The 15,952-nt window shown below is 58.2% G+C and carries 13 protein-coding genes and 1 tRNA gene; 3 read left to right on the forward strand and 11 right to left on the reverse strand.

What is annotated here, in order from left to right; all coding sequences use genetic code 11:
* The first annotated feature begins 219 nt into the window (after window positions 1–219).
* From C7C56_RS03385 to C7C56_RS03395, 3 genes are all read left to right on the forward strand, one after another.
* Window positions 220–927, forward strand: coding sequence for a polysaccharide deacetylase family protein (locus tag C7C56_RS03385; protein ID WP_219933098.1), 708 nt, complete (start codon window positions 220–222; stop codon window positions 925–927).
* Entirely contained in the window at window positions 924–1,439 is a 516-nt protein-coding gene (locus tag C7C56_RS03390; protein WP_106756089.1) for a GNAT family N-acetyltransferase, read from the forward strand. The genes C7C56_RS03385 and C7C56_RS03390 overlap by 4 nt, the downstream gene beginning before the upstream one ends.
* A gap of 143 nt (window positions 1,440–1,582) precedes the next feature.
* Complete coding sequence (locus C7C56_RS03395) at window positions 1,583–1,954, forward strand: DUF3817 domain-containing protein (protein ID WP_106756090.1); 372 nt, start codon at window positions 1,583–1,585, stop codon at window positions 1,952–1,954.
* Between the two features lie 139 nt (window positions 1,955–2,093).
* Here the strand turns inward: C7C56_RS03395 and C7C56_RS03400 are convergent, their stop codons facing one another.
* From C7C56_RS03400 to C7C56_RS03450, 11 genes are all read right to left on the reverse strand, one after another.
* Window positions 2,094–2,648, reverse strand: coding sequence for a hypothetical protein (locus C7C56_RS03400; RefSeq protein ID WP_106756091.1), 555 nt, complete (start codon window positions 2,646–2,648; stop codon window positions 2,094–2,096).
* Between the two features lie 29 nt (window positions 2,649–2,677).
* A complete protein-coding gene (locus C7C56_RS03405) occupies window positions 2,678–3,052 on the reverse strand; it encodes a hypothetical protein (RefSeq protein ID WP_106756092.1) in 375 nt (124 codons plus the stop codon).
* A gap of 264 nt (window positions 3,053–3,316) precedes the next feature.
* A complete protein-coding gene (gene rpoC / locus C7C56_RS03410; RefSeq protein ID WP_106756093.1) occupies window positions 3,317–7,564 on the reverse strand; it encodes a DNA-directed RNA polymerase subunit beta' in 4,248 nt (1,415 codons plus the stop codon).
* 157 nt (window positions 7,565–7,721) lie between these two features.
* Window positions 7,722–11,828 (reverse strand): DNA-directed RNA polymerase subunit beta, encoded by a 4,107-nt coding sequence (gene rpoB / locus C7C56_RS03415; protein WP_106756094.1) that lies wholly within the window; start codon window positions 11,826–11,828, stop codon window positions 7,722–7,724.
* A gap of 244 nt (window positions 11,829–12,072) precedes the next feature.
* A complete protein-coding gene (gene rplL, locus C7C56_RS03420; protein ID WP_106756099.1) occupies window positions 12,073–12,444 on the reverse strand; it encodes a 50S ribosomal protein L7/L12 in 372 nt (123 codons plus the stop codon).
* 95 nt (window positions 12,445–12,539) lie between these two features.
* A complete protein-coding gene (gene rplJ / locus C7C56_RS03425) occupies window positions 12,540–13,082 on the reverse strand; it encodes a 50S ribosomal protein L10 (RefSeq protein WP_106756100.1) in 543 nt (180 codons plus the stop codon).
* A gap of 269 nt (window positions 13,083–13,351) precedes the next feature.
* Window positions 13,352–14,047, reverse strand: a complete 696-nt coding sequence (rplA, locus tag C7C56_RS03430; protein WP_106756095.1) for a 50S ribosomal protein L1 — start codon at window positions 14,045–14,047, stop codon at window positions 13,352–13,354.
* Window positions 14,047–14,478, reverse strand: a complete 432-nt coding sequence (gene rplK, locus C7C56_RS03435) for a 50S ribosomal protein L11 (protein ID WP_106756096.1) — start codon at window positions 14,476–14,478, stop codon at window positions 14,047–14,049. The genes rplA and rplK overlap by 1 nt, the downstream gene beginning before the upstream one ends.
* Window positions 14,479–14,676: 198 nt before the next feature.
* Window positions 14,677–15,288, reverse strand: a complete 612-nt coding sequence (gene nusG / locus C7C56_RS03440) for a transcription termination/antitermination protein NusG (RefSeq protein ID WP_106756097.1) — start codon at window positions 15,286–15,288, stop codon at window positions 14,677–14,679.
* Window positions 15,289–15,290: 2 nt separating this feature from the next.
* A complete protein-coding gene (gene secE, locus C7C56_RS03445; protein WP_106756101.1) occupies window positions 15,291–15,668 on the reverse strand; it encodes a preprotein translocase subunit SecE in 378 nt (125 codons plus the stop codon).
* Between the two features lie 35 nt (window positions 15,669–15,703).
* Window positions 15,704–15,779: transfer RNA gene (locus C7C56_RS03450), tRNA-Trp, on the reverse strand.
* Window positions 15,780–15,952 lie beyond the last annotated feature (173 nt).

Consider the following 15,952-nt stretch of genomic DNA (forward strand, 5'->3'; position numbering starts at 1 on the left):
GCTCAAATATTGGCGGACGTAACACTCAAGGACGGTAGTTTCGATACGCTCTTCAACAGCTTTCCCAGCTTTAGAAAAGGGCTCGCGGAGATCACGGCCAAGCGGCGGCGCACCTTCGAGCTCAAGCTGCCGTGAGGATTTGCCTTACTCAGCACTTGCGATAAACGACAAATTAACCGACAGTGCTTGTTTTATGGCCATTATTGTCGGGAGACTTGCGTGCGGAAAATTGCGATCGGTTTTGGCGTGCTGTTGCTTGTGCTGATGGGTATTTGGCAGCTTAGTGCGGCGCGCTCTTTTCAGTTGTTCGGGGACATGTTCAACCGGGTCGATACGGCCGAAAAAGTGGTGGCGCTCACCTTCGATGACGGGCCGACGCCGCGCTTTACCCAGGAGGTGCTGGCCGTCCTTAAAGAGAAGGATGTGAAGGCGACCTTTTTTCTTACCGGGCAAGAGGTCACAAAGAACCCCCAAGAGGCGCGCGAAATTGTGGCCGCAGGCCATGAGCTTGGCAACCACAGCTTCACCCACCCGCGCTTGATCCTGACCACTTATGGCAAGGTGAAGAGCGAGGTTGATACAACCGAGGCGGCGATACGGTCCATCGGCTATACAGGTCCCCTGACCTTCCGCCCGCCATACGGCAAAAAACTGGTCGTGCTGCCTTACTACCTGAGCGAACGCGGCATCACATCGGTGATGTGGGACGTCTCGCCGGAGGACTCGTCCGAGATCGGTGCGAGCTCGGACAACATCATCAGCCACGTGGCCGATAAGGTGCGCCCGGGCTCGATCATTCTGCTGCATGTGATGTATAAATCGCGCCAGGCGTCGATGGCCGCCGTGCCCGGCGTGATTGACGCGCTCCGGAAGAAGGGCTACACCTTCGTCACCGTTTCCGAGCTCGCAAAACGGCGCGCCAAATGATCATGCACACCAGACTACTAACACCCGGCGATGTCGATGCGTTTCGCAATTTGCGCCTGTCGGGCATTGAGGAATCACCCGGCGTGGCATGGGCCTCGTATGCGGAAGAAAGCGCGCAAACCCTCGAGCAGACGCGGCAGCGCCTGGTCGCCACACCCTATCAAATGGTGTTTGGCGTGTTTAACGGCGAGCATCTTGTCGCGATAAGCGGTTTCAAGCGCGAATCCATGTGCCAGATTAGCCATCGCGGCAATATCTGGGGGCTGTATGTCGCGCCCGAGGCGCGCGGGCAAGGGGTGGCCGACAAATTGATCGAGGGCTTGTTGCGTGAAGTGCGCGGCATACCCGGCCTGGTTCAGGTCACGCTGGTTGTCAGCAGCGACAACGAGGCTGCCAGAGCCTTGTACGCAAAGTATGGATTCATCAAGACGGGCGTCGATCACAGGTCGGTCTGCATCGACGGCCACTATCACGATGAGGACCGGATGGTCCTCCTGCTCGACGCCGATTGATTGCCATTGCTTATGCTCCGCACATCGGGCGAAAAAGCGAAGACCGTTGCGACTGGAAAAAAAGCGTTATCATGCCAGCCGTCCGGCAAGCGGCGCATGGCGCGCACGCCCGCCGCGACCAGTGCAACTTACAAGGAACTCGAATGAATCACAGCCAGCCTACCGGCGTTGGAAAACTTTTCTCCATTGTGGCCTTGCTTGAAGGGCTGACGTGGGCCGGACTGCTGGTCGGCATGTTCCTCAAATATACGACGAAGACCACCGAGCTGGGCGTCGCGATTTTCGGGCCACTGCATGGCATCGTATTCATCAGCTATGTGGTCGTCACGGTCATGGCGGCGGTGCGCTTGCGCTGGCCGCTGTGGGCCACGCTCATCGCCGTGCTCGCCGCCGTGCCGCCGCTGGTGACGATTCCGATGGAAATCTGGTTCAAACGACGCGGCTTGCTCGCCGACCCTGAAGCAAGGAAAAAAGCGCTGGCGCCACGACCAAGTCCGGCAAGCAAGTATCAATGAGCGTTCCTGCCATCTAAACGTGGCACGCCGGGATCAGCTGTAATGGACACCCTTCAGCAGATAAAAAAACGGCACCCGAATTTCTTCTGGGTGCCGTTCTCATTCGGGACTTTGTACCGTCCACGCCTGACAATGCGTATTAGTTCAATGCGACGCCGCTGACGCCGACCTTGCGGATCTCGCCGATCAGCTCGCCGATGTTGCTGCGCACGGCGCCTTCGTTCGCAAGGCGCAGGCGTTCGACGCCGGCGAATGCGTCGCCGACCTTGGCCGTGAACGGCACAGCGATCCGCTTGCTCATGACTTCTTTGCCGGTGGCGCGCTCGGTCAGCACGTAATTGACGGTGGCGGTCACTGTCATGTTGAAACCCATCATCGGTTGGTCAAGCTTTTCCATCGTCGCCACCAAGACGTACTTGCCGTCTTTCTTGCTGGCGGACAGCATGCCAGCTTCTTTCAGCGATGCTTCCAGCGCCTGTTCGAATTCGCTGTTGCCGACGTTCGACACCCACAACGGATTGGTATCCTTGCCGCCAGACACGCTGTTGACAGCGACATTGTTGCTCATCGGCGTTTGCAGGATACGGTCGGCCGGGGCCGTTTGGGCCACCATTTGCTCGACGCGGGATGGCGCGGCGCAGCCGCTCAGAACGGCGGTGAGGATGACGACGGCGGCGAGTGAGAGCTTTTTCATGAGTTTTCCTTCAGTTCAGTAGGTTGAGATTATTTTGCTGCGACGATTGCTTCCGCAGGGCATTGCTTGATATTCAGGGACTGCTGCACTGCGTCGAATTCGCCCTTCAAGCGGGCATAGTTCGCCTCCGGCACTTTGGTGCCGCCGAGATGCAACAGGGCCGGCCAGAACAGGATCACGCCCACGCCGGTCAAGGCCTTGTCGTTGGAGGCAGCCTTGTCGAGGCGTCCGCCGAGCTGCACTACACGGGTACTAATCCGCTGCAATTCGCTGGACAACTGCGCGCAGTTGTAGGTCTCGAACAGTTTTGGCGACATGTACGTCGTCGGGACGTCCTTCGACGCGGTAGCACAGCCGCCAAGCCCGATGCACAGGGCTAATGCAGCCAGGGTAGACTTTTTCATTGATTTCCCATTAGTTTGACCAATTCCGGCTATTTATTTTTGTTGTCGCAGCGACTTTAATCCTGACATGGTTAATATGTCAATTAGTTCCGTAAAAACCATGAGGTAAGTTTTAGTTTCAAGATGAATCTACTAGACCGTTCATCCGGGCTATTCATCTCTGTATAGAAAATGCTTCAAGAATGCGTGCCACTACAGGCGAAACATAAAAAAACGGCACCGGGATTTCTCCTCGGTGCCGTTTTCGTTTGGGACTAAGCTAGATTACGCTTCGTCGCCGTGCTGCGAAGCAGCGGTTGCCTGCGCGTTATCTTCCATTGCCTGCAATTCGTTGGCCATGTTGGCCTTCTCTTGCTGCAACAGCGCATTGCGCTCTTCGACTTCCCACGCTTCTTTTTCCTTGCGGGCGCGATGGAAGGCCAGACCGGTACCGCCAGGAATCAGGCGGCCGACGATGACGTTTTCCTTCAGGCCGCGCAGACCGTCGCGCTTGCCCATGATCGCCGCTTCGGTAAGCACGCGGGTGGTTTCCTGGAACGATGCGGCCGAGATGAACGAGTCGGTCGACAGCGATGCCTTGGTGATACCGAGCAGCACGTTTTCGTACGTCGCTGGGATCTTGCCGGCGGCGGTGACGCGGTCGTTTTCGTCCAGCAACTCCGAACGCTCGACCTGTTCACCAACGATGTAGTTCGCGTCGCCCGCTTCCACGATCTGCACGCGGCGCAGCATCTGGCGCACGATCACTTCGATGTGCTTGTCGTTGATCTTCACGCCCTGCAGACGGTACACGTCCTGCACTTCGTCGACGATGTAACGTGCCAGCGCTTCGATACCGAGCAGGCGCAGGATGTCTTGCGGATCGGCTGGGCCGTCGACAATCATCTCGCCCTTGTTCACGACCTGGCCGTCATGGACCAGCACTTGCTTGTCCTTGGTGATCAGGAACTCGTGCTTGTTGCCATCCATGTCGGTGATCTCGAGACGCTGCTTGCCCTTGGTTTCTTTACCAAACGCAACCGTACCCGTGACTTCGGCCAGCATGCCGGCGTCTTTCGGCGAACGCGCTTCGAACAGCTCGGCAACACGCGGCAGACCACCGGTGATGTCGCGTGTCTTTTGCGATTCGGTCGGGATACGTGCCAGCACTTCGCCGACCGATACCGCCTGGCCATCTTTGACCATGATCAGCGCGCCGACCTGGAAGCCGATCGCCACCGAGTGTTCGGTGCCGGCGATCTTGACTTCTTCGTTCGCTTCGTTGAGCAGCTTGACTTGCGGACGCAAGGTCTTGGTCAGCGAACCGCGGCGCTTGGCATCGATCGCCACCAGCGTCGACAGACCGGTCACATCGTCGACCTGGCGAGCGACGGTGACGCCCTCTTCCACGTTCTCGAAGCGCACGATACCGGCGTACTCGGTGATGATCGGACGGGTCAGCGGATCCCAGGTTGCCAGGGCCGTGCCGGCCTTGATGACCATGCCATCCTTGACGATCAGGGTCGCGCCGTACGGCACTTTATGACGCTCTCGCTCACGGCCGTGGTCGTCGGTGATCAGGACTTCGCCCGAACGGGAGATGACGATCTGCGAACCCTTGCCGTTGGTGACGTAACGCATGGTCGCGGTGAAACGGATGGTACCGTTCGACTTCGCCTCGACCGACGATGCAACCGCCGCACGCGACGCCGCACCACCAATGTGGAAGGTACGCATGGTCAGCTGGGTACCAGGCTCACCAATCGACTGCGCCGCGACCACACCGACGGCTTCGCCGGAGTTGACCATCGAACCGCGGCCGAGGTCGCGGCCGTAGCACATCGCGCACAGGCCGAAGCGTGTGTCGCAGGTGAGCGGCGTGCGGACCTTGACTTCGTCGATCGACAGGCGCTCGATTTCTTCGACCATGTCTTCGTCGAGCAGGGTGCCTGCCTCGTACAGCGTTTCCTGGCTTTCAGGATTGACGATGTCGTTGACGTTGACGCGGCCCAGGATACGGTCGCGCAGCGCTTCGATGACTTCACCACCTTCAACCAGCGCCTTCATGAGGGTGCCGTTGCTGGTGCCGCAGTCGTCCTCGATCACAACCAGATCCTGGGTCACGTCGACCAGGCGGCGTGTCAGGTAACCCGAGTTCGCGGTCTTGAGCGCGGTGTCGGCCAGACCTTTACGCGCGCCGTGGGTCGAGATGAAGTACTGCAACACGTTCAGGCCTTCGCGGAAGTTCGCGGTGATCGGCGTTTCGATGATCGAACCGTCCGGTTTGGCCATCAGTCCACGCATACCCGCAAGCTGGCGAATCTGGGCCGCGGAACCGCGCGCGCCGGAGTCGGCCATCATGTAAATGGCGTTGAACGATTCCTGCGTCGACTGGGTGCCGTCGCGGCGCGTCACGTTTTCGACCTTGAGCTGGTCCATCATGGCCTTGCCGACTTCGTCCGAGGTCTTGCCCCAGATGTCGACGACCTTGTTGTAACGCTCGCCGGAGGTGACCAGACCGGACGAGTACTGCTGCTCGATCTGTTTGACTTCCTGCTCCGCGGCGGAAATCAGGGTCACTTTTTGTGGTGGTACCAGCATGTCGTCCACACAGATCGAGATGCCGGCGCGCGTGGCGAGACGGAAACCCGATTGCATCAGCTTGTCGGCGAACACGACGGTCGCGCGCAGGCCGCACTTGCGGAACGAGGTGTTGATCAGCTTCGAAATCTCTTTTTTCTTCAGGGCGCGGTTCAGTACGGAGAACGGCAGGCCTTTAGGCAGGATTTCGGACAGGATCGCACGGCCGACCGTGGTTTCGTAGCGCGTGACGGTGCGCACGAACTCGCCGGTCTCGGCGTCCTTTGGATTCTCGACGATACGCACGGTGATGCGGGTCGTCAGTTCGACTTCCTTGTTGTCGTAGGCGCGGATCACTTCCGAGACGTCGGTGAACAACATACCTTCGTTCTTGGCGTTGATCGCCTCGCGGGTCGCGTAGTACAGACCCAACACGATATCCTGGGAAGGCACGATCGACGGCTCGCCGTTCGACGGGAACAGGATGTTGTTGGACGCGAGCATCAGCGTGCGCGCTTCCATCTGTGCTTCGATCGACAGCGGGACGTGGACAGCCATCTGGTCACCGTCGAAGTCGGCGTTGAACGCGGCGCAGACGAGTGGATGCAGCTGGATGGCCTTGCCTTCAATCAGGACCGGCTCGAACGCCTGGATACCAAGGCGGTGCAGCGTAGGTGCGCGGTTGAGCATGACCGGATGTTCGCGGATCACGTCTTCGAGGATGTCCCACACGACCGGCTCTTGGATCTCGACCAATTTCTTGGCGGCCTTGATCGTCGTTGCCAGACCCATCAGTTCAAGCTTGTTGAAAATGAATGGCTTGAACAATTCCAGGGCCATCAGTTTCGGCAGGCCGCACTGGTGCAGTTTGAGCTGTGGACCGACCACGATGACCGAACGGCCCGAGTAGTCGACGCGCTTGCCCAGCAAGTTCTGACGGAAACGACCGCCTTTACCTTTGATCATTTCGGCGAGCGACTTGAGCGGACGCTTGTTGGCGCCGGTCATGGCTTTGCCGCGACGGCCGTTGTCGAGCAGCGAGTCGACCGCTTCTTGCAGCATCCGCTTTTCGTTACGCGTAATGATTTCCGGCGCGCGCAATTCCATCAGGCGCTTGAGGCGGTTATTACGGTTGATGACGCGGCGATACAGGTCGTTCAGGTCGGAGGTCGCGAAGCGGCCGCCGTCGAGCGGCACCAGCGGACGCAGTTCCGGCGGCAGCACCGGCAGCACTTCCATGATCATCCAGTCGGGCTTGATGCCCGAACGCTGGAATGCCTCGAGCACTTTGAGACGCTTGGCGTATTTCTTGATCTTGGCTTCGGACTTCGATTCCTTCAGTTCCACGCGCAGGGCTTCGGCATCGCGGTGGATGTCGATCGAGCGCAGCAGTTCACGGATGCCTTCGGCGCCCATGAAGGCGGTGAAGTCGTCGCCGTACTCTTCGTACTTGGCGGCATAGTCGTCTTCCGACATGATCTGGCACTTCTTGAGCGGGGTCATGCCTGGATCGGTCACGACGTATGCTTCGAAGTACAGGACGCGTTCGATGTCCCGCAGGGTCATGTCGAGGACCATGCCCAGACGCGACGGCAAGGACTTCAGGAACCAGATGTGCGCGGTTGGCGACGCCAGTTCGATGTGGCCCATGCGCTCGCGGCGCACTTTGGCCAGCGTGACTTCGACGCCGCACTTTTCGCAGATGACGCCGCGGTGCTTGAGGCGCTTGTACTTGCCGCACAGGCACTCGTAGTCCTTGATGGGACCAAAAATCTTGGCGCAGAACAGGCCGTCGCGCTCAGGCTTGAAGGTACGATAGTTGATGGTTTCCGGCTTTTTTACTTCGCCGTAGGACCACGAACGGATTTTTTCAGGCGAAGCCAGACCGATTTTGATCGCGTCAAAGGTTTCGTTTTGCTGAACTTGCTTGAATAGATCGAGCAGTGCTTTCATGTATCACTCCAGGTGATTAAATTGCGTGAATCCGAGGCTTGCGCCCCAACCAAGTAATGCAAAAGTGGGCAAGGTCCATTCCTTGCCCACGCGGGCGACGCGGCCAACCGGGTGGCTGCGTTCGCGCGGGTCAGCTCGCTGACCCACCTTGCTTTGCTTAGTTACGTTCGAGATCGATATCAATACCGAGCGAACGAATTTCCTTGACCAGCACGTTGAACGATTCCGGCATACCGGCTTCGATCACATGGTCGCCTTTGACCAGGTTCTCGTAGACTTTGGTACGGCCGTTCACATCGTCCGACTTAACGGTCAGCATTTCTTGCAGCACGTAAGACGCGCCGTATGCTTCCAGTGCCCACACCTCCATCTCACCGAAGCGCTGGCCGCCGAACTGGGCTTTACCGCCCAGTGGCTGCTGCGTAACGAGCGAGTAAGGACCGGTCGAACGCGCGTGCATCTTGTCGTCAACCAGGTGATGCAGTTTCAGGACGTGCATGTAGCCAACGGTAACCTTGCGCTCGAACGATTCGCCCGTGCGGCCGTCGTACATCGTGACCTGGTTCTTCGAAGGCGTCATGCCGAGCTTCTTGGCGATGTCGTCCGGGTAGGCCAGGTCGAGCATGCGGTGGATCTCGGACTCGTGCGCACCGTCGAACACCGGCGTCGCGAACGGCACGCCGTTCTTCAGGTTCGATGCCAGCGTCATGATTTCGTCGTCGCTGAAATTGTCCAGGTCTTCCGATTTGCCGGTCTCGTTGTAAATCAGGTTCAGGAACTTGCGCATTTCCACGACCTTCGCTTGCGCCTTCAGCATTTCGCCGATGCGCAGGCCGAGGCCCTTGGCTGCCCAACCCAAGTGGGTCTCTAGAATCTGACCAACGTTCATCCGCGACGGAACGCCCAGCGGGTTCAGCACGATGTCGGCCGGGGTGCCGTCCGCCATGTATGGCATGTCTTCGACCGGCACGATACGGGAAACCACACCCTTGTTACCGTGGCGACCCGCCATCTTGTCGCCGGACTGCAGGCGGCGCTTGACGGCCAGGTAGACCTTGACCATCTTTTGCACGCCAGGCTGCAGTTCGTCGCCCTGGGTCAACTTCTTGCGCTTCTCTTCGAAGGCGAGGTCGAACTGGTGGCGCTTCTCGGCGATCGATTCCTTGATCGCCTCGAGGGCGGTCGCGGCGTCGTCGTCGGCTGGACGGATGTCGAACCAGTGGTACTTGTCGAGGTCGTCAAGGTAGGCCTTGTCGATCTTGGCGCCTTTGGCCAGCTTTTTAGGGCCGCCGTTGACGACTTTACCGATCAGCATCTTCTCGAGACGCTGGAAGGCGTCGCCCTCGACGATACGCATCTGGTCGTTCAGGTCGAGGCGGAAGCGCTTGAGCTCATCATCGATGATCTGCTGGGCGCGCTTGTCGCGGACGATGCCTTCGCGGGTGAACACTTGCACGTCGATCACGGTGCCGACCATGCCCGAAGGCACGCGCAGCGAGGTGTCTTTGACGTCCGAAGCCTTCTCGCCGAAGATGGCGCGCAGCAGCTTTTCTTCCGGGGTCAGCTGGGTCTCGCCTTTTGGCGTGACTTTACCGACCAGGGTGTCGCCTGCTTGCACTTCGGCACCGATGTAGACAATGCCGGACTCATCGAGACGGGCGAGCTGGTTTTCGGCCAGGTTCGAGATGTCACGGGTGATTTCTTCGGCGCCCAGCTTGGTGTCACGCGCAACGACGGACAGCTCTTCGATGTGAATCGAGGTGTAGCGGTCGTCTTTGACAACGTTTTCCGAGATCAGGATCGAATCCTCGAAGTTCAGACCATTCCATGGCATAAACGCCACGAGCATGTTCTGGCCCAGAGCCAATTCACCCAGATCGGTCGATGCGCCGTCGGCGATCACGTCGGCCTTGGCGACACGGTCGCCGACCTTGACGATAGGACGCTGGTTGATGTTGGTGTTCTGGTTCGAACGGGTGTACTTGATCAGGTTGTAGATGTCGACGCCGACTTCGCCCGCATGCGCTTCGTCGTCGTTGACGCGAATCACAACACGGCCCGCATCGATGTAGTCGACGATACCGCCACGCAAAGCTTGCACGGTGGTGCCCGAGTCGACCGCGACGGTGCGCTCGATGCCGGTGCCGACGAATGCTTTTTCAGGGCGCAGGCAAGGGACCGCCTGGCGCTGCATGTTTGCACCCATCAACGCGCGGTTCGCGTCATCGTGCTCGAGGAACGGGATCAGCGAGGCCGCGACGGACACGATCTGGCCTGGGGCGACGTCCATGTACTGGATGCGCTCCGGGGATACCAGGATCGTCTCGCCGGCTTCACGCGCGGATACGAGTTCATCGGACAGCGTGCCTTCGGTCGAGATGGTCGCGTTCGCCTGGGCGATGATGTAACGGCCCTCTTCGATCGCCGACAGGTAGTCGATCTTGTCGGTGACCATGCTGTTTTCGACCTTGCGGTACGGGGTCTCGAGGAAACCGTATTCGTTCAGGCGCGCAAACAATGCCAGCGAGTTGATCAGACCAATGTTCGGTCCCTCTGGCGTTTCGATCGGGCACACGCGGCCGTAGTGGGTCGGATGCACGTCGCGCACCTCGAAGCCGGCGCGTTCGCGGGTCAGACCACCAGGTCCGAGCGCGGACACGCGGCGCTTGTGGGTGATTTCCGACAGCGGGTTGGTCTGGTCCATAAACTGCGACAGCTGGGACGAACCGAAGAACTCGCGGATTGCGGCCGAAATCGGCTTGGAGTTGATCAGGTCGTGCGGCATCAGGTTGTCGGCTTCGGCTTGGCCGAGGCGTTCCTTGACGGCGCGCTCGACGCGCACCAGGCCGGCGCGGAACTGGTTTTCGGCCAGCTCGCCCACGCAACGAACGCGACGGTTACCGAGGTGATCGATATCGTCGACTTCGCCGCGGCCATTGCGCAGTTCCACCAAGATTTTGATCACGGCCAGAACGTCTTCGTTCGACAGTGTCATCATGCCGGTCAGCTCGTCGCGACCGATACGACGGTTAAATTTCATACGACCGACAGCCGATAGGTCGTAGCGCTCAGGGCTGTAGAACAGGCCGTTGAACAAGGCCTCGACCGAATCCTCGGTCGGCGGCTCGCCGGGACGCATCATGCGATAGATCGCCACTTTCGCGGCCATCTGGTCGGCGGTGTCGTCGATGCGCAGGGTTTGCGAGATGTAGCCTCCCTGGTCGAGGTCGTTCGTGTAGAGCGTCTGGATGTCGCTGATGTCGGCTTCGCGCAGACGGCCCATCAGGTCTTCGGTCAACTCCTCGTTGGCGGTGGCGACGACTTCGCCGGTTTCCGCGTCGACGATGTTCTTGGCCAGCACGCGGCCGAGCAGGTAGTCCTCAGGCACGGAGATGTGCTTGATGCCGGCCGCCTCGATGTCGCGCACGTGCTTGGCGTTGATCCGCTTGTCCTTGAGGACGATCGTCTTGCCGGCTTTGTCGACGATGTCGAAACGCGCGACTTCGCCACGCAGGCGCTCGGCGACGAATTCCATTTCCGCGCCTTCGGAGCGCAGCTTGAAATTGTCGAACACGAAGAAGTTCGCGAGGATCTGCTCGTGCGACATGCCGATGGCTTTGAGCAGGATCGTGACCGGCATCTTGCGGCGGCGGTCGACACGGAAGAACAGGATGTCTTTCGGGTCAAACTCGAAGTCCAGCCATGAACCGCGATAAGGAATGATACGCGCGGAAAACAGCAGCTTGCCAGACGAGTGGGTCTTGCCGCGGTCGTGTTCAAAGAACACGCCAGGCGAACGGTGCAGCTGCGAGACGATCACACGCTCGGTACCGTTGATGACGAAGGAACCGGTGGTCGTCATGAGCGGCAATTCGCCCATGTAGACTTCTTGCTCTTTCATTTCCTTGACCACAGGCTTTGTCGGCGATTCCTTGTCCAGGATCACCAGGCGCACCTTGGCGCGCAGCGGTGACGCGAACGTCAGGCCACGCTGTTGGCATTCCTTGACGTCGAAGGCGGGGTCGCCCAGGACATACGACAGGAACTCGAGGCGCGCAAAACCATTGTGCGACACGATAGGAAAGATCGAGGTAAAGGCCGACTGCAGGCCGTCATTCTTGCGGGTAGACGGAATGGTATCCGCTTGCAAGAAGTTCTCGTAAGATTCAAGCTGGGTAGCCAGCAGAAAAGGAACGTTGTGAACGTTGGCGCGCTTCGCGAATGACTTGCGAATGCGTTTCTTCTCAGTAAATGAGTAGTGCATGGACACTCCGTGAGTGACTAAAAGGATGAGAATTCAGGAATTTCCAGTGTCGGCGTCCACTAGAAAGGCCTCAAGTCTCGAACTTCCGGTCAGGTGAAAAGAAGAACAAAACAGGGTAAACCAGTTACATACTGCTGCTACGAATACTTCAGGGACGACAAAAGAGCCAAAGCCGCATTCCCTTTCTTTCGAAACGGAACCGCAAGCTTTGACTCCGGCGCAGTGATGCCGCCCAATGATGCTATTACTTGATTTCGGCTTTCGCGCCTGCATCTTCCAGCTTTTTCTTGCCGGCTTCTGCGTCTGCTTTCGAAATCGCTTCTTTGACAGTCTTAGGCGCGCCGTCGACCAGATCTTTAGCTTCTTTCAAGCCCAGACCGGTGATTTCGCGAACTGCCTTAATGACGCTGACTTTGTTTGCGCCGAAATCAGCCAGAACCAGGTTGAATTCGGTTTGCTCTTCAACAACAGCAGCAGGACCAGCGCTACCGCCGCCGACTGCAACTGCAGCTGCCGAAACGCCAAACTTCTCTTCGAATGCCTTGACCAGGTCGTTCAGGTCCATTACGGACATTTCGCCAACTGCTGCCAGGATGTCGTCTTTGCTAATTGCCATTTGAAACTCCATTTATATTTGTCGAGGACCGCGCTCCGAAGAGTTCCGCCCTACAAGTGTGCTAACAAGATTGGTTTTGACTAAAGCGGCGGCAATTAAGCTGCTGGGGCTTCTTCTGCTGCTGCAACTTCTTCTGCAACAGGAGCGGCGCCCTCGCCTTTTTTGGCTGCCAGAGCAGCCAGACCACGTGCAAAGCTCGACACCGGCGTCAGCATCAGTCCCAGGATCTGGGAGATGAGGACTTCACGGCTAGGAATGCTTGCCAACGCTGCGACGGCCGCTTTATCAAGCGACTTGCCTGCGTAGTTACCTGCTTTGATGACCAGTTTGTCGTTGGTTTTAGCGAAGTCGTTGATGACTCGCGCTGCTGCAACTGCATCTTCCGAGATCGAGTAGATCAGCGGACCGGTCATGGCGTCAGCCAGGCTTGCAAACGGCGTGCCTTCGACGGAGCGACGAGCGAGTGTATTTTTCAACACACGCAGGTACACGCCTTGAGCACGCGCTTTGGCACGAAGTTGCGTCAAGTGACCAACCTGGATGCCACGATATTCGGCCACGACGATCGTTTGCGCAGATGCTACTTTTGCGGAAACTTCGGCGACTACGGCCTTTTTGTCATTCAGATTGAGACCCACGGTCAACCTCCTAAAATGATGCTCGGCAAATGCCTCGCATCGGTTCGAACAACGGCGTCCGAAGTTTAGAAGTACAACTGAGCGGATGAATTCACGCAGCATGGACTAACAAAACTTGCTCGGGTACACCATCTGCGTTGGGTCAACTCTTTTAACCTCCTGCCTGCCTGCTGCATTCGGCCCAACGGTCTTTGATTGTCTGGCCGGGAAAACCCCGGCCAGCCCAAAGATTTGCCTCGCGCGTCGCCGCGCGAGGGCTTGATTCTTTATTACGCTGCCAGGTTGGCGTGGTCGACGCGAACGCCGGCACCCATGGTCGACGACAGCGATACCTTGCGCAGGTAAACACCCTTCGACGATGCCGGCTTGGCCTTGTTCAGCGCGTCGATCAGCGCGAGCAGGTTCGACTTCAGGTCTGCGTCGGCGAACGACTTGCGGCCGATCGTTGCGTGGATGATGCCGGCCTTGTCGGTACGGTACTGAACTTGACCGGCTTTCGCGTTTTTGACCGCGGTGGCGACGTCGGCGGTGACGGTGCCGACTTTCGGGTTAGGCATCAGGCCGCGTGGTCCCAGGATCTGGCCCAGGGTACCGACGATACGCATGGTGTCTGGCGAAGCGATGACGATGTCGAAAGGCATGTTGCCGGCTTTGACCATCTCAGCCAGGTCTTCCATACCAACGATGTCGGCGCCGGCAGCTTTGGCTTGCTCGGCCTTGTCGCCCGAAGCGAACACAGCGACGCGAACGGTCTTGCCGGTGCCAGCTGGCAGCACGACGGAACCGCGGACGACCTGGTCCGACTTCTTGGGATCCACACCGAGTTGGACCGAGACGTCGATCGACTCGTTGAACTTGGCGGTTGCGAATTCTTTGATCAGGACTACAGCGCTATCAAAGGCGTACGACTTGTTACGGTCTACCTTGGCCTTGATTGCTTTAACGCGTTTGGACAGCTTAGCCATTACAGACCCTCCACCGTGATGCCCATCGAACGAGCGGAACCGGCGATGATGCGCACTGCGGCATCCATGTCGGCAGCTGTCAGATCTGGCTGTTTCAATTTAGCGATTTCTTCCGCTTGCGCGCGCGTCAGCGAACCGACTTTGTCGGTATGTGGCTTTGGCGAACCTTTGGTGATGCCGGCAGCTTTTTTGATCAGGTAAGTCGCAGGAGGCGTCTTCATCACGAAAGTGAAGGACTTGTCCGCGAACGCCGTGATCACGACTGGGATTGGCATGCCTGGCTCTTGACCTTGGGTCTGGGCGTTGAACGCCTTGCAGAATTCCATGATGTTCAGGCCGCGCTGACCCAGCGCAGGGCCGATCGGTGGGGATGGGTTTGCTTTACCAGCTGGCACTTGCAGCTTGATAAAACCAATGATTTTCTTTGCCATGATGGCTCCTATCTTTGATTTGAGTAGTAGCGCCCCGCCGGTACAAGCATGGCAGGGCTCCTCTTATCAGTGTTTCACCGCTGAGGTGGCGCCTCTGATTTTGCGCTTGCTTCTAAACCTGGGTCCCCGCTTTCGCGTGGATGACGGCTGAAAAAAAATGGATCCCCGCCTGCGCGGGGATGTAATCGACTGCGTCGATTACACTTTTTCGACCTGGCCGAACTCGAGCTCGACCGGCGTTGCGCGACCAAAAATGGTGACCGAGACGCGCACTTTGGATTTCTCGTAGTTGACTTCTTCGACGTTGCCGTTGAAGTCGGTGAACGGACCATCCTTGATACGCACTTGCTCGCCCACTTCGTACAGCACTTTTGGACGGGGCTTTTCGATGCCCTCTTGCATTTGCTGCATGATCTTGTCGATCTCGCGCGCCGGAATCGGCGTCGGCTTGTTCGACTTGCCACCTATAAAACCGGTGACTTTGCTCGTGTTCTTGACCAGGTGCCAGGTCTCGTCCGTCATTTCCATTTCAACCAGCACGTAGCCCGGGAAGAAACGACGCTCGGTGACCGACTTTTGGCCGTTTTTGACTTCAACGACTTCCTCGACCGGCACCAGGATCTGGCCGAATTGCTCGGTCATGCCGGCGCGCTCGATGCGCTCGGTCAGGGCGCGCTGGACGCTTTTTTCCATACCGGAATAAGCATGCACAACGTACCAACGCTTGTTACTTACTGGCACGCTAAGCGCTGCGCCAGCATCTTGTGCCGGGACAATGCCCGGCACGTCGTCTTGCACATTTTCGCTCATAATTATTTCCGCAGAATCAGGTCGTAGAGGAAATAGGCGATCGTCTTGTCGGTGAGCCACAGGAACAGCGCCATGACGAAGACGAAGGCGAACACGATACCGGTGATCTGGGTCGCTTCTTTCCGGCTCGGCCAGACGACTTTGCGTGTTTCACGCACCGCCTCTTTGGCGAAACTGAGGAATTCACGACCGGACGTCGATGTGTACAGGATCAGAACGGCAAGAGCCAACCCACCTACGAGCACCAATGTGCGCGTGAGGCCTGGTTGGCCGGCCAGGTAGTAAAACCCGACTACACCTGCGAACGCGGCAAATATTGCTAGCGCGACCTTGATCTTGTCACTCGACGTGCTGGTGGTTTGCACGGATTGATTAGACATACTTTTTTTACTTTCGGTGCCCTGCACCAGAACGGTGGCAGGGACGGAGGGCATCGAACCCCCAACCTTCGGTTTTGGAGACCGACGCTCTGCCAATTGAGCTACGTCCCTACGTAAATCTTCAGTGGAATCGACTATTTTACCACTTCGCGCGCGCCGCGTGAAAACTAATCGATTTCAGAGGTGGGGCGGAAGAATCCGCCCCGGCAAACTATTTCCTGCTTATTACTTGCTGGCTTCGCTCAGGATCTTTGCGACCACGCCGGCGCCGACGGTACGACCGC

The organism is Massilia glaciei, assembly GCF_003011895.2.
Taxonomy (GTDB): Bacteria; Pseudomonadota; Gammaproteobacteria; order Burkholderiales; family Burkholderiaceae_D; genus Telluria_A; species Telluria_A glaciei.

Excerpts from the sequence above, each read along its gene's own strand:
- rplA (WP_106756095.1), bottom strand. The coding sequence starts at position 14,047 with ATGGCTAAGCTGTCCAAACGCGTTAAAGCAATCAAGGCCAAGGTAGAC.
- rpoC (WP_106756093.1), bottom strand. The coding sequence starts at position 7,564 with ATGAAAGCACTGCTCGATCTATTCAAGCAAGTTCAGCAAAACGAAACC.
- C7C56_RS03395 (WP_106756090.1), top strand. The coding sequence starts at position 1,583 with ATGAATCACAGCCAGCCTACCGGCGTTGGAAAACTTTTCTCCATTGTG.
- rplL (WP_106756099.1), bottom strand. The coding sequence starts at position 12,444 with ATGGCAATTAGCAAAGACGACATCCTGGCAGCAGTTGGCGAAATGTCC.
- nusG (WP_106756097.1), bottom strand. The coding sequence starts at position 15,288 with ATGAGCGAAAATGTGCAAGACGACGTGCCGGGCATTGTCCCGGCACAA.
- C7C56_RS03405 (WP_106756092.1), bottom strand. The coding sequence starts at position 3,052 with ATGAAAAAGTCTACCCTGGCTGCATTAGCCCTGTGCATCGGGCTTGGC.
- C7C56_RS03390 (WP_106756089.1), top strand. The coding sequence starts at position 924 with ATGATCATGCACACCAGACTACTAACACCCGGCGATGTCGATGCGTTT.
- secE (WP_106756101.1), bottom strand. The coding sequence starts at position 15,668 with ATGTCTAATCAATCCGTGCAAACCACCAGCACGTCGAGTGACAAGATC.
- rplK (WP_106756096.1), bottom strand. The coding sequence starts at position 14,478 with ATGGCAAAGAAAATCATTGGTTTTATCAAGCTGCAAGTGCCAGCTGGT.
- C7C56_RS03400 (WP_106756091.1), bottom strand. The coding sequence starts at position 2,648 with ATGAAAAAGCTCTCACTCGCCGCCGTCGTCATCCTCACCGCCGTTCTG.
- rpoB (WP_106756094.1), bottom strand. The coding sequence starts at position 11,828 with ATGCACTACTCATTTACTGAGAAGAAACGCATTCGCAAGTCATTCGCG.